24 protein-coding genes are annotated in these 22,502 nt (G+C 71.8%); 6 read left to right on the plus strand and 18 right to left on the minus strand.

What is annotated here, in order from left to right; genetic code table 11:
* Positions 1 to 4: 4 nt before the first annotated feature.
* Positions 5 to 1,120, plus strand: a complete 1,116-nt coding sequence (locus C8E84_RS05390; RefSeq protein WP_159900132.1) for an LOG family protein — start codon at positions 5 to 7, stop codon at positions 1,118 to 1,120.
* 36 nt (positions 1,121 to 1,156) lie between these two features.
* On the opposite strand, the gene C8E84_RS05395 is transcribed toward C8E84_RS05390, so the two are convergent.
* The 3 genes from C8E84_RS05395 to rlmN form a co-directional block, all read right to left on the minus strand.
* Positions 1,157 to 1,717, minus strand: a complete 561-nt coding sequence (locus C8E84_RS05395; RefSeq protein ID WP_159900134.1) for a DUF805 domain-containing protein — start codon at positions 1,715 to 1,717, stop codon at positions 1,157 to 1,159.
* 92 nt (positions 1,718 to 1,809) lie between these two features.
* A complete protein-coding gene (locus C8E84_RS05400) occupies positions 1,810 to 2,988 on the minus strand; it encodes a monooxygenase (RefSeq protein WP_159900136.1) in 1,179 nt (392 codons plus the stop codon).
* 390 nt (positions 2,989 to 3,378) lie between these two features.
* The gene (gene rlmN / locus C8E84_RS05405) at positions 3,379 to 4,632 is read right to left on the minus strand and encodes a 23S rRNA (adenine(2503)-C(2))-methyltransferase RlmN (RefSeq protein WP_159900138.1); all 1,254 of its coding nucleotides are present in this window, start codon (positions 4,630 to 4,632) and stop codon (positions 3,379 to 3,381) included.
* Between the two features lie 94 nt (positions 4,633 to 4,726).
* On the opposite strand from rlmN, the gene C8E84_RS05410 reads away from it, so the two are divergent.
* Positions 4,727 to 5,698 carry a hypothetical protein gene (locus C8E84_RS05410; protein ID WP_159900140.1) on the plus strand — a complete coding sequence of 324 codons (972 nt, stop codon included), beginning with the start codon at positions 4,727 to 4,729 and terminating at the stop codon, positions 5,696 to 5,698.
* Positions 5,699 to 5,728: 30 nt separating this feature from the next.
* Here C8E84_RS05410 and C8E84_RS05415 read toward each other — a convergent pair whose 3' ends face one another.
* The 3 genes from C8E84_RS05415 to pyrH all read right to left on the minus strand — a co-directional run bounded on the left by C8E84_RS05415 (position 5,729) and on the right by pyrH (position 8,051).
* Positions 5,729 to 6,616 (minus strand): phosphatidate cytidylyltransferase, encoded by an 888-nt coding sequence (locus C8E84_RS05415; protein ID WP_159900142.1) that lies wholly within the window; start codon positions 6,614 to 6,616, stop codon positions 5,729 to 5,731.
* A 15-nt stretch (positions 6,617 to 6,631) separates the two neighbouring features.
* A complete protein-coding gene (gene frr / locus C8E84_RS05420; RefSeq protein ID WP_159900144.1) occupies positions 6,632 to 7,189 on the minus strand; it encodes a ribosome recycling factor in 558 nt (185 codons plus the stop codon).
* 103 nt (positions 7,190 to 7,292) lie between these two features.
* Positions 7,293 to 8,051 carry a UMP kinase gene (pyrH, locus tag C8E84_RS05425; RefSeq protein WP_159900146.1) on the minus strand — a complete coding sequence of 253 codons (759 nt, stop codon included), beginning with the start codon at positions 8,049 to 8,051 and terminating at the stop codon, positions 7,293 to 7,295.
* A 267-nt stretch (positions 8,052 to 8,318) separates the two neighbouring features.
* On the opposite strand from pyrH, the gene C8E84_RS05430 reads away from it, so the two are divergent.
* Entirely contained in the window at positions 8,319 to 8,852 is a 534-nt protein-coding gene (locus tag C8E84_RS05430; RefSeq protein ID WP_159900148.1) for an NUDIX domain-containing protein, read from the plus strand.
* Between the two features lie 106 nt (positions 8,853 to 8,958).
* Here C8E84_RS05430 and tsf read toward each other — a convergent pair whose 3' ends face one another.
* From tsf to C8E84_RS05445, 3 genes are all read right to left on the minus strand, one after another.
* Positions 8,959 to 9,789, minus strand: a complete 831-nt coding sequence (gene tsf / locus C8E84_RS05435; RefSeq protein WP_159900150.1) for a translation elongation factor Ts — start codon at positions 9,787 to 9,789, stop codon at positions 8,959 to 8,961.
* 52 nt (positions 9,790 to 9,841) lie between these two features.
* Positions 9,842 to 10,774, minus strand: coding sequence for a 30S ribosomal protein S2 (gene rpsB / locus C8E84_RS05440; protein ID WP_159900152.1), 933 nt, complete (start codon positions 10,772 to 10,774; stop codon positions 9,842 to 9,844).
* 197 nt (positions 10,775 to 10,971) lie between these two features.
* The gene (locus C8E84_RS05445) at positions 10,972 to 12,378 is read right to left on the minus strand and encodes an amidase (protein ID WP_159900154.1); all 1,407 of its coding nucleotides are present in this window, start codon (positions 12,376 to 12,378) and stop codon (positions 10,972 to 10,974) included.
* 38 nt (positions 12,379 to 12,416) lie between these two features.
* On the opposite strand from C8E84_RS05445, the gene C8E84_RS05450 reads away from it, so the two are divergent.
* Positions 12,417 to 13,571, plus strand: a complete 1,155-nt coding sequence (locus C8E84_RS05450) for a pyridoxal phosphate-dependent aminotransferase (protein WP_159900156.1) — start codon at positions 12,417 to 12,419, stop codon at positions 13,569 to 13,571.
* A gap of 117 nt (positions 13,572 to 13,688) precedes the next feature.
* Positions 13,689 to 14,297, plus strand: coding sequence for a murein hydrolase activator EnvC family protein (locus C8E84_RS05455; protein WP_246196801.1), 609 nt, complete (start codon positions 13,689 to 13,691; stop codon positions 14,295 to 14,297).
* 30 nt (positions 14,298 to 14,327) lie between these two features.
* Here the strand turns inward: C8E84_RS05455 and C8E84_RS05460 are convergent, their stop codons facing one another.
* The 9 genes from C8E84_RS05460 to rplS form a co-directional block, all read right to left on the minus strand.
* Complete coding sequence (locus tag C8E84_RS05460) at positions 14,328 to 15,239, minus strand: tyrosine recombinase XerC (protein WP_159900158.1); 912 nt, start codon at positions 15,237 to 15,239, stop codon at positions 14,328 to 14,330.
* Positions 15,240 to 15,243: 4 nt separating this feature from the next.
* Positions 15,244 to 16,431 carry a DNA-processing protein DprA gene (dprA, locus tag C8E84_RS05465; protein WP_159900160.1) on the minus strand — a complete coding sequence of 396 codons (1,188 nt, stop codon included), beginning with the start codon at positions 16,429 to 16,431 and terminating at the stop codon, positions 15,244 to 15,246.
* Between the two features lie 37 nt (positions 16,432 to 16,468).
* On the minus strand, positions 16,469 to 18,013 hold the full coding sequence (locus C8E84_RS05470) for a YifB family Mg chelatase-like AAA ATPase (protein WP_159900162.1): 1,545 nt from the start codon (positions 18,011 to 18,013) through the stop codon (positions 16,469 to 16,471).
* A complete protein-coding gene (locus C8E84_RS05475) occupies positions 18,010 to 18,393 on the minus strand; it encodes a YraN family protein (protein ID WP_246196802.1) in 384 nt (127 codons plus the stop codon). Before C8E84_RS05475 ends, C8E84_RS05470 begins: the two co-directional genes overlap by 4 nt.
* Before the next feature lie 206 nt (positions 18,394 to 18,599).
* Positions 18,600 to 18,914: a DUF2469 domain-containing protein gene (locus C8E84_RS05480; RefSeq protein WP_159900166.1), complete on the minus strand. Its 315-nt coding sequence runs from the start codon at positions 18,912 to 18,914 to the stop codon at positions 18,600 to 18,602.
* A complete protein-coding gene (locus C8E84_RS05485) occupies positions 18,911 to 19,717 on the minus strand; it encodes a ribonuclease HII (RefSeq protein WP_159900168.1) in 807 nt (268 codons plus the stop codon). Before C8E84_RS05485 ends, C8E84_RS05480 begins: the two co-directional genes overlap by 4 nt.
* Positions 19,714 to 20,517, minus strand: coding sequence for a signal peptidase I (gene lepB, locus C8E84_RS05490; RefSeq protein WP_425495947.1), 804 nt, complete (start codon positions 20,515 to 20,517; stop codon positions 19,714 to 19,716). The genes C8E84_RS05485 and lepB overlap by 4 nt, the downstream gene beginning before the upstream one ends.
* Entirely contained in the window at positions 20,514 to 21,083 is a 570-nt protein-coding gene (locus C8E84_RS05495) for a S26 family signal peptidase (RefSeq protein WP_159900170.1), read from the minus strand. Before C8E84_RS05495 ends, lepB begins: the two co-directional genes overlap by 4 nt.
* 54 nt (positions 21,084 to 21,137) lie before the next feature.
* Positions 21,138 to 21,497 (minus strand): 50S ribosomal protein L19, encoded by a 360-nt coding sequence (gene rplS / locus C8E84_RS05500; RefSeq protein ID WP_159904530.1) that lies wholly within the window; start codon positions 21,495 to 21,497, stop codon positions 21,138 to 21,140.
* Between the two features lie 244 nt (positions 21,498 to 21,741).
* Between rplS and C8E84_RS05505 the strand changes: the two genes are divergently transcribed.
* Positions 21,742 to 22,500: an ABC transporter permease gene (locus tag C8E84_RS05505; RefSeq protein ID WP_159900172.1), complete on the plus strand. Its 759-nt coding sequence runs from the start codon at positions 21,742 to 21,744 to the stop codon at positions 22,498 to 22,500.
* The last annotated feature ends 2 nt before the right edge of the window (positions 22,501 to 22,502 follow it).

A 22,502-nucleotide genomic window follows, 5' to 3' on the forward strand; every position in this document is an offset into this window, starting at 1 on the left:
GGGCGTGCACGAGATCGAGGACCTCGACGGCCTGGATGCCGTGCTGAGCACTGCGCGCCCGCTCACCGGGTTGCGCTTCCAGGACCTCGACCTGACCGGCCACGAGGCTCCCCTGCTGGAACGCACCGACCTCGAGGGGCTCGTCGTCCTCGGCGGACGAGTCAGCGCCGACCTCGCAAGACACCTGCGCCAGCACGGGGCCCTGGTCTTCCCGACCGACCCCGGGGTGCCGATCAACCCCTACCGGGCGACGCTCTACCAACCGCACGAGCTCTACACGGGGCTCTGCGAGCACGGGTACGACGCCACGCCCGACGCCCTGGCCTACCAATGGTCACGGGACGGTGACTCGCACCACGACGCCTTCGTCACCCTGCTGCGGGCCATCCACGACGACTCGATGAGCGACGCGCTGAGCGAGGTCATCGGCAGCTCAGCGGTCGTCGGGGTCATGGGTGGGCACGCGCTCGAACGGGGAACGGTGGGCTACACCGGGGCCGCCCACCTCGGCCATGCCCTGGCCGAGGCCGGGTTCGTCGTGGCCACGGGGGGCGGACCGGGCGCGATGGAGGCTGCCAACCTCGGCGCGTTCGCGGCATCCGCTGATGCCGTTGACGGCGCAGTAGAGCGGCTGGCCGGCGTCCCGTCGTTCCGCTCGGGGATAGGGCCCTGGGCCCAGGTGGCGCTCGACCTGCACGACGACCTGCACGCCGCGCGCGGCGGCGCGGGCGCGGTGCGCAGCATCGGCATCCCCACGTGGTTCTACGGCCACGAACCGCCCAACGTCTTCTGCGACGGCATCGCCAAGTACTTCTCCAACGCGATCCGCGAGGACGGCCTGCTCGCTCGCTGCGACGTCGGCATCGTCGTGCTGCCGGGCGCGGCGGGGACGGTGCAGGAGGTGTTCCAGGCCGCGACCCGGCTGTACTACGCCGGCGAGGATGCCGTGGTGCCACCTCTCGTGCTTGTCGGCTCCCAGCACTGGAGGCAGACGATCCCCGTGTGGCCTGCTCTCGAGGCCCTGGCCCGCGGGCGGGTGATGCAGGGGCGGCTGCACCTCGTCGACTCCCCCGCCGAGGCTGCGGCCCTGATCACCTCGTCGGACGCCACGGCCCCGTGACCTGCGGGGGGCGCAGTCCGTCGCCCGGCCCGCAGGTCAGGCGTCGTCAGTGCTGGAGACCTTTCCCGGCATCGCCATGAGGGTCAACGGGATGACGAAGCCCATCGGGGCGAACACGAACAGCAACCACCATGGGCTCTGGGCGGTGTCACGCAGGCGACGGGAGCCCACGGCTGCGAGCGGGATGAGGAACAGGGTGAGCGCAGCGGCGCCGAGGCGTTCGTCGACCGCAGCGAGCGCCCCGACGATCACGAGCACCGCAAGCAGGGCGTACCAGAACTCCGACCGGCTGGCCCGACCCTCGAAGTCTCCCCAACGCCGGGCCGCCTGTCGCACGGCATCCGGGAACGACAGCTCCGGGGCCGGCGCCGGTGGTGCGTCGTCGTTCGCCGGGCGGTCATCGACTGGCAGGTGAGCACTGGTCCCGGCCACGGCCTCGGGCGCGACGTCCAGGGCGGTGGCGAGGGCACCGACGGTGAAGGGACTGGGCGGTTGACCGCCCTCGATGCGCTGGATGGTGCGCACGCTGACACCACTGGCCTCGGCCAGGTGCTCCTGGCTCCAGCCGCGGCGGAGCCGAAGGTCTCGAAGACTCACGGCACCAGTGTCACCCCACACCGGGCGCCGACACCACGACACGCAGCCGCCAACCGCCCGCCACGGGTGGTTGGCGTCCTGTGCTCCAGGCGTCAGCGCGGGGTGCTGAGGACGATGCCCAGGCACATCTCGTCGGTGGTGCCCTCACCCCAGGCGACGTAGCGGTCCTTGGTGCCCTCGAACGCCGGGAGCAGGTCACGCAGCTCCTGGTCGTGGGTGCAGGTCACCGTGATGGTGTCACCGGGACCGACGTCGAGAGGGGTCTCCAGGGGGATGCTGCCCTGGTCGTCGAAGTTCCAGATGGGGATGTCCAGCACGCGCTTGGCCTTCGGCGTCCCCTTGTTCACGTCCACCGTGATCGCCCGCCCGAGCAGGTGCATGTGCCCGGAGACGGCGCGGATCGTCGCCTCCTCACGGATCGGTCGGGTGCAGCTCTGCACCGGCCCGGTCTTCAGCGGCCCGCAGAGCAGGTGCAGCAGGTCGGCGGTGGCGGGGTCCTCGGCGAAGCGCTTCTTGAGGTCGGCGACCGCGAGTGCGCGGCTGCACATCCCCTTCGTGCGGTTGTCGCGGCAGGGCAGCTCGACGGGAGCAGGCAGGAGCATCGTCTGCAGGGCCTGCTTGTCGCTGCCCTTGGCTTCAGACAGCCTCAGGAGCACGGCACTGCGATCGGCGCCGTCGCCCGCGAGGAGGTTGTAGTGCATCTGGACGACGAGCTGCGAGCCGGCCTTGAGCGGGATGCCGATGTCCTCGGCCATGACCCGCTCTCCCCCACCGGGCGCCCACGCACCGACCCAGTCGGCCTTGTCGAGGTTGCCGCCGGCGATGCCCGAGATGCCCGCGCCACCGAAGCAGGTCCAGCCCTCGCCCGGGGTCTGCGCGTCGATCTTCTCGGCCTTGGTGACGTCCTCCGGCTCGACCTTGGAGACAACGACGTGGTGCACCAGCGGTGCGTTGTCGAGGAGGACCTGGATGCCGCTGACGAGCTGGTCGGTGTCGAAGCCGGGGTCGACGAGGAAGCAGCGGTAGTCGTCGGTGCCGATGCCCTCGGGGGCCTTCGGGGTGTACTTCGCCGGGAGGCGGATCTCCTGGAAGCGCTCGCCCTTGCGCAGAGGCGTCTCCTTGACCGGCTCGACCGTGGCGCTCGGCGCGGTGGCGTGGGTGCTCGCATGCGTGTCGGCGGACTTCAGGTTCGCCGGCAGGTCGGCCTCGCTGCCGCACCCGGCGAGGAGCAGGGCGAGGGCAGCCAGGAGTGCCGGGGCGCGACGGTGCATCGGCCAAGCGTACCCGCGGGTACGAGGGTGCAGGGCGCTTGTCGAGCCCCGGCATCCGACCAGGGTGGACGTTGCCCGGGCACCGTCGAACCTGTGAGCCCGGGTACCAGCGCAGCCCCAGGGTGGACGTTGCGCGGGCACCGTCGAACCTGTGAACCCGGGTACCAGCGCCGCCCCAGGGTGGACGTTTCGCGGGCACCGGTCGAACCTGTGAGCCCGGGTACCAGTGCTTTCAGGGGTCCTTGCGCCCGAAAAGGAATCCCTTGCGCGCCGCAAGGACGCCTGACAGCACCCCCCGACGCCCTCTCAGCACCGAGCACCGAGCACCAAGCACCGAGCACCGAGCACCGCGATGCCACGGGCCCCCGTCAGAACCGCGCGCGACGACGCTCAGCCGCGTTCGGGGGCTCCCGAGGTCGCGGCAGCCAGCTGACCGCAGGCGCCGTCGATGTCGGACCCGCGCGTGTCACGAACGGTCGTCGGGATGCCGTGCGCCCGCAGCCGCTCGACGAACTGCTGCTCGACGCCTCGGCGGGATGCCGTCCACTTCGACCCGGGGGTCGGGTTCAGCGGGATGGGGTTGACGTGGACCCAGCCCCGGCCGCGCTGGCGCAGCTTCTGGCCGAGCAGGTCCGCCCGCCACGCCTGGTCGTTGATGTCGCGGATGAGGGCGTACTCGATGCTGACCCGGCGCCCGGTGGCCTCGTGGTAGCGGTAGGCCGCATCGAGCGCCTCGTCGACCTTCCAGCGGGTGTTGATCGGGACGAGTTCGTCGCGCAGCTCGTCGTCGGGTGCGTGCAGCGACAGGGCGAGGGTCACCGGGATGCCCTCAGCGGTGAGCCGGTCGATGCCGGGGACGAGCCCGACCGTCGACATCGTGATGCCCCGGGCCGAGATGCCCAGGCCCGAGGGCGCCGGCTCGGTGAGTCGCCGGATCGCTCCGATGGCCGCCTTGTAGTTGGCCAGCGCCTCGCCCATGCCCATGAAGACGACGTTGCTCACCCGGCTGGGACCGGCGGCTGCGGCATCGGAGGCCACGGCATCCGCACCGTCCTCGGACTCGTCGCCGAGCCCGGCGCCGTCAAGGGCGTCACCGATCTCGGGCAGCTCGCCGCGCCGCAGCAACCGGGCCGCGGCCACGACCTGCTCGACGATCTCCCCCGCCGACATGTTGCGCGTGAGCCCCTCCTGACCCGTGGCGCAGAACGGGCAGTTCATGCCGCAGCCGGCCTGGCTGGAGATGCAGACGGTGACCCGCTTCGGGTAGCGCATGAGCACCGACTCGACCAGCGCCCCGTCGAACAGCCGCCAGACCTGCTTGATCGTGGCACCCCGGTCGGCGGTGAGGCTGCGCACCGGAGTCAGCAGCGGGGGCAGGAGGTCGGCGACGAGGTCGTCGCGCACGGCCTTGGGCAGGTCGGTCATGTCCTCGGGCCGGTCGACGAGCCGCTCGAAGTAGTGCGTCGAGAGCTGTGTCGCCCGATAGGCCGGGTGGCCGTGGGCGGCGGCCACCTCGCGACGCTCCTCGAGGCTGAGGTCGGCCAGGTGCCGCGGCGGCTTGCCCCGACGGGGCGCGGTGAACGTGAGCTGGCCGGGGGCCGGGCGGGGTGCGGGGGACTCGGAGGGCGCGGGGGAATCGGACATGGTGCGTTGATTCTCGCAGGTGCTGTCACCGATCACGCCTACGCTGACGGCGAGGCACCACCGGGCTGCCTCCCTGGGGACAAGGGGCAGTTGAATGGGACTCTTCTCGCGCAAGCGCAACGAACCGGCGCCACCGCTGGACACCACCCCGGACAGCGACCTGACGTTCTTCACCCGGCCGCAGGCCGAGCAGTTCCGCGCCACGGTGCGCCGGGTGTTGGCCGAGGACGGCTACGAGGTCACGGTTCACCCCGACCATGTGGAAACCGACGACGGTCTCGAGTGGGGGCTGTGGAACGTTGCCGCCGTCGCGCACAACGAAAGCGACCCGACACCCGAGGGGTGGGCGGAGGTGATCCGTCGTCACTTCCGTGCGCTGCTCGCCGCGGATCGCCCCTCGGCGGACACCCTCTCCGACGAGCAGTACCGCAGCCAGCTCTACCTGCGCCTGGTCGAGGAGAGCTCGCTGGACTCCCTCGGCCGCGAATCGTTCGGCCACGCACTGAGCTGGGCCGACGGGGTGGTCTCGCTGCCCGTCGTCGATCTCCCCGACATGGTGATCACTCCCGCAGAGGACCGCCTGCGCGAGCGCGGCCCCATGGCCGCACTCCTCGACCAGGCCCACCGCAACACCCGGGCGCTGGTCACGACGGAACCCTTGCAGATCGAGCGGATCGAGCACGAGGGCCACTGGTTCTGGTGCGTGCTCGGCGAGTCGATGTTCACCGCATCCTTGGCGCTCGTGCTGCCCGACGTCGTCGAGCGGGTCGAGCCCGGTGCCGACCTTCGCGATGGGGTGGTGTTCGCGGTGCCGTTTCGCCACCAGCTCGCCTTCCGGGTCGTCGACGGGGCCACTGCGGCCATGGACGCCCTGACCCTGATGCCGAGGTTCGCCGTGCTCGGTTTCAGCGACAGCCCCGGCCCCCTCAGCCCGCACACCTACCTCTGGCACGACGGCGCCGTCAGCCAGTTGACCCACCGGGGTGAGGACGGCGTGCTCAACGTCGTCGTCGGGCCGCACCTCGGATCGATCCTCTCCGTGGAGCAGGGCGGCGACACGCGCTGACAGCGCTGCCCTGGTCCGGGCGGGCTTCGCTCAGCCGAGCGGGACGAACAGCAGCAGCAGCGCCCAGGCGACCGGGGCCACGACGACGAGCGAGTCGAGGCGATCCATCAGGCCGCCGTGCCCGGGCAGGATCGTGCTCATGTCCTTGATGCCGAGGTCGCGCTTGATGCTGGACTCGATGAGGTCACCGAGGGTGGCAGCGGCCGCGGCGACGACGCCGAGCACGGCGCCGGCCCACCAGACGCCGTCGAGGAGCAGGGGCAGCGAGATGGCACCGACGAGTGCGCACGACAGCACGGAACCGGCGAACCCTTCCCACGACTTCTTGGGGCTGAGCGACGGCGCCATCGGGTGCTTGCCGAACTTGACCCCCACCGCGTAGCCACCGATGTCGGAGAAGACGGTGACGAGGATGAACACGACGATGCGCTGGCGACCGTCAGGTGCCGCGAGCATGAGGGCGGCGAACCCGGCGAGGAACACGGGGTAGAACGTCACGAGGGCCGCTGCGCTCAGGTCACGAGCCGCCCCGGCGACCCCGTCGGCCACCCGCCAGATGAGGATGCCGATGATCGTCAGGCCGAACGTCACGACCAACGCCTCGGCCCCGCGCGCGTAGGCGGAGACCAGCATGCCGGCAACCCCGAGGAGCAGCGGCACGAGGGGGATGGTGATGCCCTTGGTGGCGATGGCGCGACGCAGTTCCCAGGCCCCCACGCAGATCGCGGCGATCACGACGACGAGAAAGGCCCGCGCATCGACGATGAGCGTGCCGATGACCAGCCCGCCGAGCAGCAGCCCCACCCCGACTGCTGCCCGAAGGTCGCGCCCGACCTTCGGGGTGGCCGGCGCCGCCGGAGCATCAGGTGCGTCAGGGACGTCCGGGGCGTCGGCGGTGCGGTCGGGGGCGTCGGTCATCGTCGTGGTGCGAGGTCAGACCTCGAGCAGCTCGGCTTCCTTGTGCTTGAGCAGCTCGTCGATCTGGTCGACGTGGCGCTTGGTGACGGCCTCGAGCTCCTTCTCGGCGCGCGCCCCCTCGTCCTCACCGACCTCGCCGTCCTTGACGAGCTTCTCCAGGGTCGTCTTGGCGCTGCGTCGCACGTTGCGCACCGACACCTTCGCGTCCTCGGCCTGCGAGTGCGCCATCTTCACGTACTCACGACGCCGCTCCTCGGTGAGCACCGGCATGACGCAGCGGATGATGTTGCCGTCGTTGCTCGGGTTGACACCGAGGTCAGCCACCTGGATCGCCTTCTCGATGGCGTGCATCGAGCTCTTGTCGAACGGGCTGATGATGATGGTGCGCGCCTCGGGGGTCTGGAACGACGCGAGCTGCTGGAGCGGGGTCGGCGCACCGTAGTAGTCCACGAGCACCTTCTGGAACATGCCGGGGTGCGCGCGACCGGTGCGGATACCGGCGAAAGCCTCCTTGGCGGCCTCGACGGTCTTCTCCATCTTCTCCTCGGCCTCGAACAAGGTCTCGTCGATCATCTGCGGCGGTTCTCCTTCGGTATGCCGCGCTACCGGCGCGGCGGGTCTGGTCCCAGTGTGTCAGGGTCGCGGGCCGCCCGGTGACCGCCGCGCGACGTGCGCCTCAGCCCGCGGAGACCAGCGTCCCGATGCGCTCGCCCCGCAGGGCACGGGTGATGTTGCCGTCACCCTCCATCCCGAACACGACCATGGGCAGCTTGTTGTCCATGCAGAGGCTGAACGCGGCGGCGTCGACGACCTTGAGGCCGGTGCGCAGCGCCTCCTCGAAGGTCACGTGCTCGAGCTTGCGGGCGTCGGGGTCGGTGCGCGGGTCGGCGTCGTACACCCCGTCGACCCCGCTCTTGCTCATGAGCACCATGTCGCAGCGGCACTCCAGTGCACGCTGGGCGCTCACGGTGTCGGTGGAGAAGTACGGCATCCCCGCCCCGGCGCCGAAGATGACGACCCGCCCCTTCTCGAGGTGGCGGATCGCGCGCCGCGGGATGTACGGCTCGGCGACCTGGCCCATGGTGATGGCGGTCTGCACCCGGGTGTCAATGCCCTCCTTCTCGAGGAAGTCCTGCAGCGCCAGGCAGTTCATCACGGTGCCGAGCATGCCGATGTAGTCGGCCCGAGAGCGGTCCATGCCCTTCTGCTGGAGCTCGGCGCCGCGGAAGAAGTTGCCCCCACCGACGACGACGGCGACCTCGATGCCCTCACGGACGGCATCCGCGATCTGGCGGGCGATGCCGCGCACGACCTCGGGGTCGACGCCGACCTTGCCACCGCCGAACACCTCGCCGGAGAGCTTGAGCAGCACCCGTCGCGGCGAGGCTGCGCCCGACGCATTCGGTGCGGCCTGGGTCTGGGCGTGCGTGGTCACGGGGCCTCCTCGGCGGTGGTTCGCAGTCGCTCGATCCTGCCACAGCGAGCATGACGCACTCGACACGGCAACCACGGCGGATGCCGTCGCGCCGGGTTCGCGCGGACCCGCACCGCCCGCGCTCCCGCCTGTCGTGGGCGTGCGCCCCGAGGTCCGGCGCTGGCAGGATGCCGCCATGGAGACTGAGCGCGAAGTCGTCACCCGGGCTGACTTCCCGTGGAGCGACCGGCCGCCGGTGAGCGGCCGAGGCGTGCTGGACGCCTGACCATGTGGCCCGTCACCGCATCGAAGACCGTCTACGCCAACCCGTGGATCGAGGTCGTCGAGGATGCCGTGATCCGCCCCGACGGGGGCGAGGGCATCTACGGTGTCGTGCACCTGCGGCACCCGGCGGTGTTCGTCGTGGCGGTGACCGACGACGACGAGGTGGTGCTCGTGACCGTCGACCGGCACACGACCGGACCCTCGGTCGAGGTGCCCGCCGGCGGGTCCGACGGCCCGGACACCCTCGCGGGGGCACAGCGTGAGCTTGCCGAGGAGACGGGGCTCCAGGCGGGCACGTGGCGCGAGATCGGCCGGATGAACGCCCTCAACGGGGTCTGCGTCGCACCCGAGGTCGTCTACCTGGCGACCGACCTGTCGCCCGTGGCCGGGGCAGAGCAGGAGGCCGAGGGCATCAGCGAGGTGCGCCGCGTGCCGTGGGGCGAGGTGCTCGCCATGGTGGCGCGCGGCGAGATCACCGACGGCGAGACCGTGGCCGCCCTCACGTACGCCGCCCTGGCCCTGGGCCGCATCAGCTGACCACGGCGCCGTCACCCTGTCGATGACGAACCGGCCCGCGACGCGCGGATGCCGCCCGCTCAGGTGAGCGGGCGGCATCCGGTGATGCGTGGGGCGCGGTGCGTGGTCAGCTACCGACCCGGAAGCGCGCGAAGCCCTTCGCGTCGGCTCCGGCCTCGGACAGCACCTTGGCGACGGTCTTCTTGGCGTCCTTGGCGAACGGCTGCTCGAGCAGGACGTTCTCCTTGAAGAAGCCGTTCACGCGACCCTCGACGATCTTCGGAAGGGCGGCCTCGGGCTTGCCCTCCTCCTTCGCGGTGGCCTCGGCGACGCGACGCTCGTTCTCGACCGTCTCGGCGTCGATCTCCTCACGGGTGAGCACGCTCGGGCTGAACGCGGCGATGTGCATCGCGACGTCCTTGGCCGTCTGCTCGTCGCCACCGGCGGTGGAGACGAGGACACCGATCTGCGCGGGCAGGTCGGGGCTCGTCTTGTGCAGGTAGGACACGACGTGCTCGCCCTCGAGGCGGGCAACGCGCTTGACCTCGATCTTCTCGCCGATGGTGGCGTTGGCCTCGTCGAGGAGCTCCTTGACGGTGCGGCCGTCCTCGAGCGTCGAGGCCAGCAGGGCTTGCGCGTCAGCAGACTTGGTGGCAACGGCCTGGTCGAGGACCTGCGCGGCCAGGGCGCCGAAACGCTCACCCTTGGCCACGAAGTCGGTCTCGCACAGGACCTCGACGAGGGTGCCCTCGCCGGCGCCGGCGTTGGCGGTGACCAGCCCGTTGGAGGCCGTACGGCCCTCGCGCTTGGTCACACCCTTCAGGCCCTTGACGCGAAGGATCTCCTCGGCCTTGGCCATGTCGCCATCGGCCTCGTCGAGGGCCTTCTTGACGTCCATCATTCCGGCGGCGGTCTTCTCGCGGAGCGCCTTGATGTCAGCGGCGGTGTAGTTCGCCATGAGTGGTATCGCTCTTTCAGCTAGCAGTTCGGACAGGGACGAGGGGGCAGGCTCAGGCCTGGTCCGCGTCGGCGGCCGGGGTGGCCTCCTCGGCGGGGGCCTCGGCAACCTCGGCCTCGGCGGCGGGAGCCTCGGCAACCTCGGCCTCGACCGGGGCGGCCTCAGCGGCCGAAGCCTCGGCGGCGGGAGCCTCGGCAGCCGCAGCGGCCTCGGCAGCGTCGCCACCGAGGAGCTCGCGCTCCCACTCGGCGAGGGGCTCGTCAGCGGCGACGACGTCCTCGTCGGCGCGGCCACCGGCGCGCGCCATGAGACCGTCGGCGACGGCATCCGCGATGACCCGGGTCAGCAGCGTGACGGAACGGATCGCGTCGTCGTTGCCGGGGATCTTGTAGTCGACCTCGTCGGGGTCGCAGTTGGTGTCGAGGATCGCGATGACGGGCAGCCCCAGCTGGCGGGCCTCGTCAACGGCGAGGTGCTCCTTCTTGGTGTCGACGATCCAGACGGCCGAGGGAACCTTGCCCATGGTGCGGATGCCGCCCAGGGTCTTCTCGAGCTTGTCCTTCTCGCGCTTGAAGATGAGCAGCTCCTTCTTCGTGTAGCCGCTGCCGGCCACGTCGTCGAAGTCGAGCTCCTCGAGCTCCTTGAGGCGGGTGAGCCGCTTGGAGATCGTCTGGAAGTTGGTGAGCATGCCACCGAGCCAGCGGTGGTTGACGTACGGCATGCCGACACGGGTGGCCTGCTCGGCGATCGGCTCCTGCGCCTGGCGCTTGGTGCCGACGAACAGGATCGTGCCGCCGTGGGCCACGGTCTCGCGGACGAACTCGTACGCGTTGTTGATGTAGGTCACCGACTGCTGCAGGTCGATGATGTAGATGCCGTTGCGCTCGGTCATGATGAAGCGCTTCATCTTGGGGTTCCAGCGACGGGTCTGGTGCCCGAAGTGGACGCCGCTCTCGAGGAGCTGGCGCATGGTGACGACGGCCATGCCGTGTTCTCCTTGTGCGTTGGTCAGTTTCGTCGGATGCCGCGCGAAGGTGCGGGGCTCCTGCCTGGCGCCTGCTACGCACCTCACCGGATGCCGCGGCATCCGCACTGCCAAGGTGCGCCCCGTCGTGTGGTGGTCCAGGTGACGGTGAGAAGGCGCGCGAAGTCGCCCGACCGGAGTCGGACGCACCCGCCAGTCTACGGGGTCGCGACCCCCGGCCAGAAATCGGGCCTCGAGGCCTCGAGCTGGGCAGCGACGGCGAGGAGCAGGCCCTCCTCGCCGCGGCGGGCGATGAGCTGGACCCCGATCGGCAGCCCGGTGACCGACAGCCCCGCCGGCAGGCTCAGCGCCGGGTGGCCGGAGACGTTGGTGAGCACGGTGTTGGCGACGTAGGGAAGGGTCGCGACCTGGGCGCGAACGGCATCCATGCCGTCCAGGAGGCCGACCGGCGGGGGCAGCTTCGGCATGGTCGGCAGGAGGAAGACGTCGGCGTCGGTGAGCAGGCGTGCGTCGACGGCCGCGGCGACCCGCTCACCCCGGCGGATGGCGCGCTCGACCACCCGGGGCGTCGCCCACCGGGCCAGCCGCGCGGTCTGCCGGGTGCGGGGCTCGAGCCGCTCGGGGTGCTCGACCTGACCCGCCTCGGCCGCCATGCCCCCGTAGAACTGCGGCAGGAACGCGTCGGTCGCGACCGGCCAGCGCGGTGCCGTGCGGTGCACCCGGTGCCCGAGCCGGACCAGCGCCCTGGCGACCTGCTCGGTGGCGGCGGTGATCTCGGGGTCGGTGTCGACCCCGGGCGTGACGCTCTTGGTGCTCCACGCGATGCGCAGGGTGCCCGGTTCGCGGGCCGCCATGGTCGCGAACGGCTCGCGCGGCGGCGGCACCGACCAGCGGTCGACCGGGGTCGAGCCGGAGATGACGTCGAGCAGCAGGGCGCTGTCGCGCACGCTGCGTGACATGCCGCCGAGGACGACGAGCCCGTACCAGTGCTGCGACAGGGGTGCCACGGAGACGCGGCCACGGGTGGGTTTGAGCCCGACGAGCCCGCAGGCGGATGCCGGGATGCGGATCGACCCGCCCCCGTCGGCGCCGAGCGCCACCGGGACCATCCCCGTCGCGACGGCCACGGCCGACCCGCCCGACGAGCCACCCGGGGAGCGGTCGAGGTCAAAGGGGTTGCGGGTGACTCCGGTGGCCACGCTCTCGGTGAACGGGAACTGCCCGAACTCGGGCATCGTCGTGCGGCCGACGATCACGGCCCCGGCGGCGCGCAGGCGGCGCACCACCTCACTGTCGGCGGTGCGCGGCGTGGAGTTGCCGGACCCACCGAGAGACGTGACGTCGCCGGTGACGTCGTACTCCTCCTTGACGACGACGGGCACGCCGGCGAGGGGACGATCGGCGCGAGGGCCGACGGCATCCACCTCGTCCGCCTCGGCGAGCGCGGCCTGCGCACGGACCACGGTGAAGGCGTTGACCGGGCCGTTGCGCTCCTCGATGCGGGCCAGGGCTGCCTGCACCACCTCGCGGGCGCTGACGTGGCCCTCGCGCACGGCGGCGGCGGTGGCGACGGCGTCGAGGGTGCCGAGGGTCTGGCTGTCCATGCGGTGCAGGGTACGCCGCACGGCATAGCCTCTCCCCCATGACCCGAGCCCTCGGCAACGCGGCGCTGACACCGTTCGGCACGACGATCTTCGCGACCATGTCGGCACTGGCCGCGGAGCACGACGCGATCAACCTGGGGCAGGGCTTTCCTGACACCGACGGACCCCCCGAGGTGCTCGAGGCGGCCGTGGCGGCGATTCGCGGGGGTGCCAACCAGTACCCGCCCGGCCCGGGAGTGCCCGAGTTGCTCGAGGCCATCGCCGCGCACCAGGCGCGCTTTCGGGGTGTGTCGGTCGACCCGCGCACCGAGGTGCTCGTGACCGTGGGCGCGACCGAGGCGATCGCGGCGACGGTGCTGGCTCTGGTGGCGCCCGGTGACGAGGTGGTGACGTTCGAGCCGTATTACGACAGCTACGCCGCGACGATCGCCCTGGCCGGTGGGGTGCGCCGCACCTCGGTGCTGCGCTTCCCGGACTTCGCGGTCGACGAGACGTCCTTGCGGGCGGCGTTCTCCTCGCGCACCCGCCTCGTGCTGCTGAACACGCCGCACAACCCGACGGGCAAGGTCTTCACCCGCGCCGAGCTCGAGCTCGTGTGTGAGCTGGCCCGTGAGCACGACGTCTGGGTGGTCACGGACGAGGTGTACGAGCACCTGGTGTTCGACGGTGCGAAGCACGTGTCAGTGGCGTCGCTGCCGGGGATGGCCGAGCGGACGCTCACGATCTCCTCAGCCGGCAAGACGTTCTCGACGACGGGCTGGAAGGTCGGCTGGGTGAGCGGGCCCGCTGCCGCGGTGGCCGCTGTTCGGGCCGTCAAGCAGTTCCTCACCTACGTGGGGTCGGGGCCGTTCCAGCCGGCGGTGGCGGTCGGGCTGGGCTTGCCGGAATCGGTGTTCACCGGGTTGGCGAGGTCGTTGCAGGGCAAGCGCGACCGGCTGGTCGACGGCTTGCGCGGTGCCGGGCTCGAGGTGTCCGTGCCCGCTGGCGGGTACTTCGTCGTCGCGGATGCCGCGTCGCTCGGGGCCGTCGACGGGTTGGCGTTCTGCCACGAGCTGCCCGTGCGTTCCGGGGTGGTCGGGGTGCCGGTCTCGGTGTTCCACGACGACCCGCAGGCCGGGCGCACGCTGGTGCGGTTCGCGTTCTGCAAGCGTGACGAGGTGCTCGACGAGGCCTGCCGCCGCCTGTCGTCCTGACCGTGGCCGGGCGGTCGTGGCGGGGTCGTCGTCCACAGGGTCGCGGCCGGCCGGATGCCGTCCACAGGCTTGCGTCGGCGTCTCGCCGTGGCGGGGGCGACTGGGCAGGCTGGGTGCATGTCCCTCTCCTCAGCCCTGGCCGTTGTGGCTGGTGTGCTCGCCGCAGCGGTCAGCGCGTCAGCACCGCCTGACGCGGGGGTGAGCGCGCCCGGCGCGCCGGCCGTCGGCACCCACGCCATGACCTCCGCCGTCGTCGGGCTGCTCGGGGCTGAGGTGGCGGGTGCCGGGCAGAGCACCCCGGCGGCCGGTGAGCGTCGGCGGTGGCAGTGGCCCGTGCAGCCCCGACCCGAGGTGGCGCGCCCGTTCGTGGCGCCGCTCTCGCCATACGGCGCGGGGCACCGCGGCCTGGACCTCACGGCATCCGCGGGGGTGGCAGTTCTGGCGGTCGAGGGTGGCGTGGTGGTTCATGCCGGCGTGATCGCAGGTCGCGGGACGGTCAGCATCCAGCACGCGGACGGGCTGCGCAGCACCTACGAGCCGGTCACGGCCTCCGTCGCCGCTGGTGGCGTGGTCACCGTTGGCCAGCGAATCGGCACCCTCGAGGCCACCGCTGGGCACTGCGGCCCGCGAGGCTGCCTCCACCTGGGGGCACGTCGGGGTGAGACCTACCTCGACCCGCTGCCGCTGCTTGCGGGCGGTCGGGTGATCCTGCTGCCCTTCCACTGACCGCCCGGAGGAACCCGCCTGCGCTGGGGCTCAGGCGCGGGGATGGGCCTGTGCGTACGAGGCCTTGAGCCGCTCGACGGACACGTGGGTGTAGAGCTGCGTCGTCGCGAGGGAGGCGTGGCCGAGCAGCTCCTGCACCATGCGCAGGTCCGCCCCGCCCTCGAGCAGGTGTGTCGCCGCGCTGTGCCGCAGCCCGTGCGGGCCGAGGTCGGGCGCGTCGGGCACGTGCTGAAGCAGGTCGTGCACCACCGATCGGATCTGCCGCTGGTCGGCGCGGCGCCCTCGGCGTCCGAGCAGGAGTGCCGGCCCGCTCTGCGGCCCGACGAGCCGCGGACGACCGCGGGTGAGCCACTCGGTCACGGCCTGTCGAGCGGGGATGCCGAAGGGCACGCGACGCTCCTTGTCGCCCTTGCCGACGACCCGCAGGACGTCGCTGGCCAGGTCGACGTCGTCGACGTCGAGCCCCACGAGTTCACCGACGCGGATGCCGGTCGCGTAGAGCAGTTCGAGGGCGGCGCGGTTGCGCAGGTGGACCGGGTCGTCGTCATCGGCTGCCACCTCGGCGACGTCGAGCAGCGCGGTGGCCGATCGTTTGGCGAGCACCGGGGGCAGGGTTCGGTGCCGGCTCGGCGCGGTGAGGCGCAGCGAGGGGTCGGTGGGGATGCGGCCGGTGCGCTCGAGCCAGCCGAAGAACGTTCGCAGCGACGCGGAGGTGCGCGCGATGGTGGCTCGGGCCGCGCCTCGACGCGAGAGCACCCCGAGCCAGGCGCGCAGGTCGGCGAGGGACACCTCGCGCAACCCGTCGTCGTCGCCAACGCCGGCTTCGGACAAGAACGACTCCACATCGCGCAGGTAGGCCCGCACGGTGTGCACCGACCGCCCCCGCTCGGCGCGCAGGTGGCGCTCGAACGCTGGCAGCGCCTCCGACGACGTGACGGTCACGGCCTCACGGTGTCACCCCACCCGTCACACCCGCAACACGGCGCGCGGTCACCTTGCGCCAGGTGCCGGCATCTCGCCGCACCAGCCCGAGCGCCTCGAGGGCTGCGAGGATGCCGATCAGGGTGCGCGCGTCCACAGCGGCCGCAGCAGCGATCTTCTCCGGCGATGCACCCGAGCGCACCGGGACCGCCGACCACACGGCATACGACACGGGGTCGAGGTCGTCCTGCGGCTCCCGTGGCCGGCCCAGCTCGTCGAGCCCGGGCAGTGCGTCCTCGCCGATGCGGCCGGCGAGCTCGGCGACCTCGGCCGCGTCGGTGACGAGCACCGCGTCGGTGTCACGGATGAGGGCGTGGCAGCCGGCCGACGCCATGCTCGTCACCGGGCCCGGTACCGCACCGACGGGCAGGTGGTTGTCACGCGCGTGCCTGGCCGTGGTCAACGAACCGGACCGCTGGCTGGCCTCGACGACGACCGTCGCCCGGGCCAGCGTGGCGATGAGGCGGTTTCGGGCCAGGAAGCGGCTGCGGTAGGGCGCTGCCCCGACGGGCACCTCACTGACCACGGCCCCGGTGCGCGCGATCTCGTTGAGCATGGTGCGGTGCGCTGCGGGGTAGTACCGGTCGGCACCGCAGGCCAGGACGGCCACGGTGGGCCCGCCGGACGCGAGCGCCGCACGATGGGCCGCCGAGTCGATGCCGTAGGCCGCGCCGCTGATGATCGTGAAGCCTCGCGTGCCGAGGCCTTCGGCCAGGTCGGCGGCGGTGCGCATCCCGTAGTCGGTGGCCGCCCGGGACCCGACGATGGCGACCGACCGTTCGACGAGGGTGTCGAGGTCGGGGTAGCCCCGCACGAACAACGCATACGGCGGCTCGTCGAGCCGGTCGACACCGAGCGGCCAGCCCTCGTCGCCGGGCACGACGACGTGAACACCCTGACGATCAGCGGCGTGCGCGAGGTCGTCGACGTCGAGGTCCGGTAGCCGCTCCAGGGCGCCGGGCCGAACAAGCAGCTGCCCGGCCCGGAAGCGTGCGAGCGCCTCGACGGCACCGTAGGTGTCGAGGGCCTGGACCACCGAGGGATCGCGCGGTTCGGCCAGGAACGCCCAGGCCACCCGGGCCCACCGCTCGTCACGCTCCAGCGAACTCGGCCGACGCCCAGACCCGGCGCTGGTGATGGTGCTGGCACTCATCGAACACTCCTCTCGGCAGCGAACTCACGCAGCGCGGTCATGCCGCCACCAGCTGACCACTGCGCAGCCCGAGCGCCATCGCGACGTCGGCGGCCCCGGGGGTGTCCCGACCGTGCAGGTCGGCGACCGACCACGCCACGCGCAGGACGCGGTCGTACCCGCGCAGCGTGACCGCCCCCCGGTCGAGGCTGCGGTCCAGCGAAGCCGTTGCCGAACCGGGCAGCCGGAAGGGCGCCCGGCGCAACACGTGGCCGGGCACGAGCCCGTTCGTGGCCCACCCCCGCCCCGACCACCGCTGCGCCTGAGCCGCTCGGGCCCGGGCCACCCTCACTGCGACCTCGGCGCTGCACTCCCCCGTCGCGTCGCCGATGGCCGCCCGCTGCAACGGCGGGACGTGCACCTGAAGGTCCACCCGGTCGAGCAACGGCCCGGACAGGCGACCACCGTAGTTGCGGATCTCCATCGGCTTGCACGTGCAGTCGGCCCCCTTGCCGTAGGAGCGTCCGCAGGGGCACGGGTTCGCGGCGAGGACGAGCAGGAACCGTGCCGGGTACCGCACCATCTGCCGGGCCCGGGCGATGACGACCTCTCCGGACTCCAGCGGCTGGCGCAACGTCTGGAGCACCGACGTCTTGAACTCGGGGGCCTCGTCCAAGAACAGGACCCCGTGATGGGCCCGGGAGATCGCCCCCGGGAGGGCGACGCCGCTTCCACCACCGACGATCGCGGCAAGGGTGGCGCTGTGGTGGGGCGCGACGAACGGTGGGGTGTGGTCGAGCGTGGTGACCTCCCCGATCTGGCCGGTCACCGAGCGAATGGCATGCGTCTCCAGGGCCTCCTCGCGGCTGAGCGGCGGCAACACCGTGACGAGCCGCTCAGCGAGCATGGTCTTGCCGACACCGGGCGGCCCGGACATCAACAGGTGGTGGCCGCCCGTGGCCGACAGCTCGATGGCCAGCCGGGCCTCCTCCTGACCGACGACGTCAGCGAGGTCGGGCCCGCCGCGTGGGGGCGCCACGGGTGGGCCCGGCGCAGGCGCCGGGGGCAGCGGCACCCCCTCCTCCGCGGCGGTGTACCAGTCGACGACGTCGCGCAGGGATGCCGCCCCGTGCACGACGACGCCGTCGACGAGTTGTGCCTCGCCGACGTTCTCCAGGGGCACCACCACGTGCCGCACCCCCGCCCGCATCGCCGCAAGAACCGCGGGCAGCACCCCGGGAACCCCGCGCAGCCGCCCGTTGAGCGCCAGTTCGCCGAGGTGCACGACGTCACGGGCACGGCCCCCACGGATCTTCCCCGACGCCGACAGCACCGCGACCGCGATCGACAGGTCGAAGCCGGCGCCCCGCTTGGGGATGGAGGCCGGCGACAGGTTCACCGTGATGCGGTGCGGCGGGACCGGCACCCCACACGTCGCCGCGGCGGGCTTGACCCGATCGGGAGCCTGAGCGCAGGCGGGGTCCGGGGTGCCGCCGACAGCGAAGTACGGCAACCCTTGACCGATGTGCGCCTCGACGTCGACGAGCACCCCGTCGAGCCCGTTCAGCACCACGGAACGCGTCAACCCCAGGCCGAAGGTCACGACCCCACCCCCTGCACGTGCCGCACGAGCGACGGGCGGTTCGCACGGAACAGGATGCCGATGACGTCGACGCGCACGTCGGCCGCCCCCGTGTCGTGGGTGCGGGCGTACTGCGCGGCCAACCGGCGCAGGCGCGCCGCCTTGGCGTGGGTGACTGCCTCGACCGGTTCGCCGAAGGCCAGGGAGCGACGGGCCTTGACCTCGCAGATCACCAGGCAGGCACCATCGAGCGCCACGATGTCGATCTCGCCGTGCTCACAGCGCCAGTTGCGCTCGACCACGTGCATCCCGTGCTCGACGAGCCAGCGCACCGCCAAGTCCTCCCCCGCCCGCCCGAGCGTGCTCCGCGGCGGGGGCGCACCCGCCGCGTCAAGACCCACCGCCTGCGGGGTCGCTGGCCGATCACCAGGGCCGGAGGTGTCTGGCTGCTCGGGTGCTCGTTCGTGACTCGTCATGAGCGCGAGCCAACCCGCCAGCGGTCGGTGATGCGAGCGGCATCCGAGAGCCTGTGGACAACGCGGTCCCGCGATCCGCCCTGTGGACGATCACCCCCACAACCGCGCGGGCAACGGCGCGGTGGTGCGTGCTAGAAGTTGCCCTTGGGCAGTTCCAGCTCGCTCTTGGCGAGCTCCTCGACGTTGACGTCCTTGAACGTCACGACCCGCACCGTCTTGGCGAAGCGGGCCGGTCGGTAGATGTCCCAGACCCACGCGTCGTGCATGGTGACGTCGAAGAAGACCTCGCCGCCGTCGCTGCGCACCTTCACGTCGACGCTGTTGCACAGGTAGAAGCGCCGCTCGGTCTCGACGACGTGGCTGAACAGCCCGACGACGTCGCGGTACTCGCGGTAGAGCGCCAGTTCCGCAGCGCTCTCGTACTTCTCGAGGTCCTCCGAGCTCATCGCTCTCCCACTCGCGTCAGGTCGTCCACAGCGTTCATTGCGTTCAGGTCGTTCACATCAGGGGCATCAGGTTGGTCAGGTGCGTCAGCCGGCACGGCGGCATCCGCCGCCACCCCGCCATCATCGTCCATCACTCCGGGCAGCCGCCACGAACGCCGGTGCAGTTCACACGGTCCGAGCCGTCGCAGCGCATCGAGGTGCTCGGGCGCGGCATACCCCTTGTTCTCGCCCCAACCGTAGGCGGGGTGCTCCTCACCCAGCCCGGCCATGATGGCGTCGCGACGAACCTTGGCCAGCACCGAGGCCGCGGCGACCGACGAGCACTTCAGGTCGGCCTTGATCATCGTGCTCACCGGAGGGGTCGCCGCGGGCCCGTCGTCGGCGAACGCGAACAACCCCACGTCCTGCGGGGCGGTCAGCCAGTCGTGGTTGCCGTCGAGGATGACCAGGTCGGGCCGGATGCCGGCCTCGGCCAGGGCGCGCACGCCCGCCACCCGCAGTGCGGCGATGATGCCGATGTCGTCGATCTCGGCGGCACTTGCGTGCCCGACGCCGTGGGCCACCGCCCAGCGCTCGATACGCGGAACCATGGCCGTGCGGGCGTGGGGAACGAGCAGCTTGGAGTCCTTGACCCCTTGGGGTGCCGTCCCGCACGTCTCGTCGATGATGACCACGCCCACCGTGACCGGCCCGGCCAGCGCACCCCGACCGACCTCGTCCATCCCGGCGAGCACGCGGTGCCCCTCGCGTTGCAGGGCCCGTTCGACCCGCAGGCTGGGCCGCCGCGACAGGGTGCGTTTCATGGCGTGGCCGCCGGGGCGCCGGCCGGCTCACTGGCCGGCGCATCGGCCGGCTCCCCCACGGGCGCAAACGTCGACGAGTGGTTCGACAACCACCCTGCCCGACTGAACGGCCACACCACGGCGACCGCGCGCCCCGTGACGGCATCGACGGGGACGGCGCCGTCGGCGCCCGTGCCCGACGGGTCGTGGAAGCGCGAGTCCTCGGAGTCGGAGCGGTGGTCACCCATGACCCACACCTGCCCCTGAGGAACGGTGATGTCGAAGGTGAGGCTGCTGGGGACGTCACCGGGCTTGATGTACGGCTCGCTGATCGGCACACCGTTGACGCTGAGCAGTCCACCGTCGCTGCAGCACGAGACCCGGTCACCCGGCAGGCCGATGACCCGCTTGATGAGGTGGTCCTCGGACTCCGCGGGCAGCAGCCCGACGAACACGAGGGCGTCGTGCACGGCACCGGAGACGCCCGAGCGCTCGACCGGCGGGGGAAGGGTCAACCAGCCCCCGGGGTCCTGGAAGACGACGACGTCGCCACGCGAGATCGCGAAGGGGGTGGGGGTCAGCTTGGAGACGATGACCCGGTCCCCGACGAGCAGGGTGTCCTCCATCGAGCCGGAGGGGATGAAGAACGCCTGGAGCAGCCACGTCTTGACGACGAAGGAGAGGAGCAACGCCATGGCGATGACGACGACGACCTCGCGCACCGCGCTGCCCACCGCCGCGAGCGGCCCGGACCGGCGGCGCGAGGGTGCGCGACCGGCATCCGCCGCGTCCTCGGGCACGTTGACGTCGGGGGCGCTCACGAACCGACCCCCGCCACGGCACCGACCCCACCCACGGCACCCGTGTCGATCGTGCCGAACCGGCTGAGCGGCCACACCCGCAGCACGGCCGTGCCGACGACGTCGTCTCGGCTCACCGACGCCGGAACTGCACCCGTGACCGGGGCCACCAGTGACACCTCGTCGCCGTCGGCAGCACCCACCACGGCGAGGTGGTCCTGCCGCCCGGTGTCGACGCCGAGCAGTTTCGCCAGCGGTGTCAGCACCCGGCCGGCGAGGCCGTCGTCGACAGGGGTGGCGCGGTCGTTCACCGCGGTCGCCGTGGTGTCGACGACGACGACGTCACCGGCAGCCGGTGCCGGGCTGACCTTCCACACGAGGACGCGATCTCCTGGTTCCAGGCTCGGCGACAGGCTGGCCGAGGGGACGAAGTAGCTCTGCACGAGCAGGCCCTGCACCAGCGCGGTGAGCAGCACGGCAGCGACGAGCAGCACCACGAAGGGTGGCCGCTGACGACGAGACCCGGCCGCGGCCACGGGGGCCACTGCCGGGTCGGCGTCAGGTCGAGCCTGGGGTCGTGCGCTCACCCGCGGAGCCTAGTCGGCGGTGCTGGGTACGGCGCGAAGGAGGACCAGATCTGGTCAGCGGGCGACGGGGGTGTCGCGCTTCTCCTTGATCTTGGCGGCCTTGCCGCGCAGGTCGCGCAGGTAGTACAGCTTGGCGCGGCGGACGTCACCGCGGGTCACGACCTCGATGTGGTCGATGATCGGGGTGTGCAGCGGGAAGGTGCGCTCGACACCGACGCCGAAGGACACCTTGCGCACGGTGAAGGTCTCACCGATGCCGCCACCGTGGCGACGGATGACGACGCCCTTGAACACCTGGATGCGCGAGCGCGTGCCCTCGACGACCTTGACGTGGACGTTGACGGTGTCACCGGCGCGGAAGGCCGGGATGTCGCTCTTGAGGGAGACGGAGTCGAGCTCGTCGAAACGCTGCATGACGTGGTGTCGCTTTCCCACGGGCTGCCACAGGCCATCCGTGCATGATCGGTACTGCGTGATGTGATGGGTGCAACCGCCCGGCCGCGTGCTGGTCGGACCGAGGTCCGGGCACTCCCCCTGTGGCGGGGGCCGATGGTGTCGGCGGTGCAGCCGCCCAGTCTGCCAGAGGTGAGCGTGCGCGGGGAAATCGGCGGATGCCGTGGCGCACGACCGCGCCCGCCCCACGGCATACGGTGGTCGGGTGACGATCGACCCCGGCCTGCCCGTGGCCCTTGCCGTGCTGCTGCTCCTGGCGCTCACCGTGACGATGTACCGCGTCGGTCGCCTGCCCTCGTCGGGGTCGACGGTCGTGGCGGCCGTGCGTGCCGTCGTGCAGCTCTCGCTCGCCGCGCTCGTCATCGCCGCGGTCATCCGCTCGCTGGCCCTGTCGATCCTGCTGCTCATCGCGATGTTCACGGTGGCGGTCGTGACGACCGTTCGCCGGGTCGAGGCGCCGTCGGCCTGGCCGTGGGCGACCGTGGCGATGCTCGCCGGGCTCCTGCCGGTCATCGCGATCATCCTGCTGACCCGCACGGTCCCGCCGACGGGTGCAGCCCTGGTGCCGGTCGTCGGCATCCTCGCCGGGAACACCATGAACGGGCACACCCTGACGTGCCGCCGGGCGTTCGCCGCCCTTCGCGAGGAGAAGGGACAGTACGAGGCCGGGCTCTCCCTCGGCCTCACCCGAGCCCAGGCGGTCCACGAGGTCATCCACCGGCGGGTGCCCGAGGCGCTCATCCCGGGCCTGGACCAGGTGCGCACCGCAGGCGTCGTCACCCTGCCGGGTGCGTTCATCGGCGTGCTGCTCGGCGGCGGCTCACCGGCGCAGGCCGCGGCGGCCCAGGTGCTGGTGCTGCTCGGCATCATGGCCGCGCAGACGACCACGGCCGTCGTCGCCGAGCGCCTCATCGGCAGCGCCCGGCTGCTTCCCGCCGACCTGCGAGGCTCACTGCAGCCCTAGCC

The organism is Ornithinibacter aureus (assembly GCF_009858245.1).
In the GTDB taxonomy this organism is placed as follows: domain Bacteria; phylum Actinomycetota; class Actinomycetes; order Actinomycetales; family Dermatophilaceae; genus Fodinibacter; species Fodinibacter aureus.

Coding starts and splice junctions, on each gene's coding strand:
- rlmN (WP_159900138.1), bottom strand. CDS start 4,632: ATGTCCGATTCCCCCGCGCCCTCCGAGTCCCCCGCACCCCGCCCGGCC.
- C8E84_RS05455 (WP_246196801.1), top strand. CDS start 13,689: ATGTCCCTCTCCTCAGCCCTGGCCGTTGTGGCTGGTGTGCTCGCCGCA.
- C8E84_RS05450 (WP_159900156.1), top strand. CDS start 12,417: ATGACCCGAGCCCTCGGCAACGCGGCGCTGACACCGTTCGGCACGACG.
- rplS (WP_159904530.1), bottom strand. CDS start 21,497: ATGCAGCGTTTCGACGAGCTCGACTCCGTCTCCCTCAAGAGCGACATC.
- C8E84_RS05410 (WP_159900140.1), top strand. CDS start 4,727: ATGGGACTCTTCTCGCGCAAGCGCAACGAACCGGCGCCACCGCTGGAC.
- C8E84_RS05400 (WP_159900136.1), bottom strand. CDS start 2,988: ATGCACCGTCGCGCCCCGGCACTCCTGGCTGCCCTCGCCCTGCTCCTC.
- C8E84_RS05430 (WP_159900148.1), top strand. CDS start 8,319: ATGTGGCCCGTCACCGCATCGAAGACCGTCTACGCCAACCCGTGGATC.
- rpsB (WP_159900152.1), bottom strand. CDS start 10,774: ATGGCCGTCGTCACCATGCGCCAGCTCCTCGAGAGCGGCGTCCACTTC.
- C8E84_RS05485 (WP_159900168.1), bottom strand. CDS start 19,717: ATGAAACGCACCCTGTCGCGGCGGCCCAGCCTGCGGGTCGAACGGGCC.
- dprA (WP_159900160.1), bottom strand. CDS start 16,431: ATGAGTGCCAGCACCATCACCAGCGCCGGGTCTGGGCGTCGGCCGAGT.
- C8E84_RS05480 (WP_159900166.1), bottom strand. CDS start 18,914: ATGAGCTCGGAGGACCTCGAGAAGTACGAGAGCGCTGCGGAACTGGCG.
- C8E84_RS05415 (WP_159900142.1), bottom strand. CDS start 6,616: ATGACCGACGCCCCCGACCGCACCGCCGACGCCCCGGACGTCCCTGAC.
- C8E84_RS05445 (WP_159900154.1), bottom strand. CDS start 12,378: ATGGACAGCCAGACCCTCGGCACCCTCGACGCCGTCGCCACCGCCGCC.
- frr (WP_159900144.1), bottom strand. CDS start 7,189: ATGATCGACGAGACCTTGTTCGAGGCCGAGGAGAAGATGGAGAAGACC.
- tsf (WP_159900150.1), bottom strand. CDS start 9,789: ATGGCGAACTACACCGCCGCTGACATCAAGGCGCTCCGCGAGAAGACC.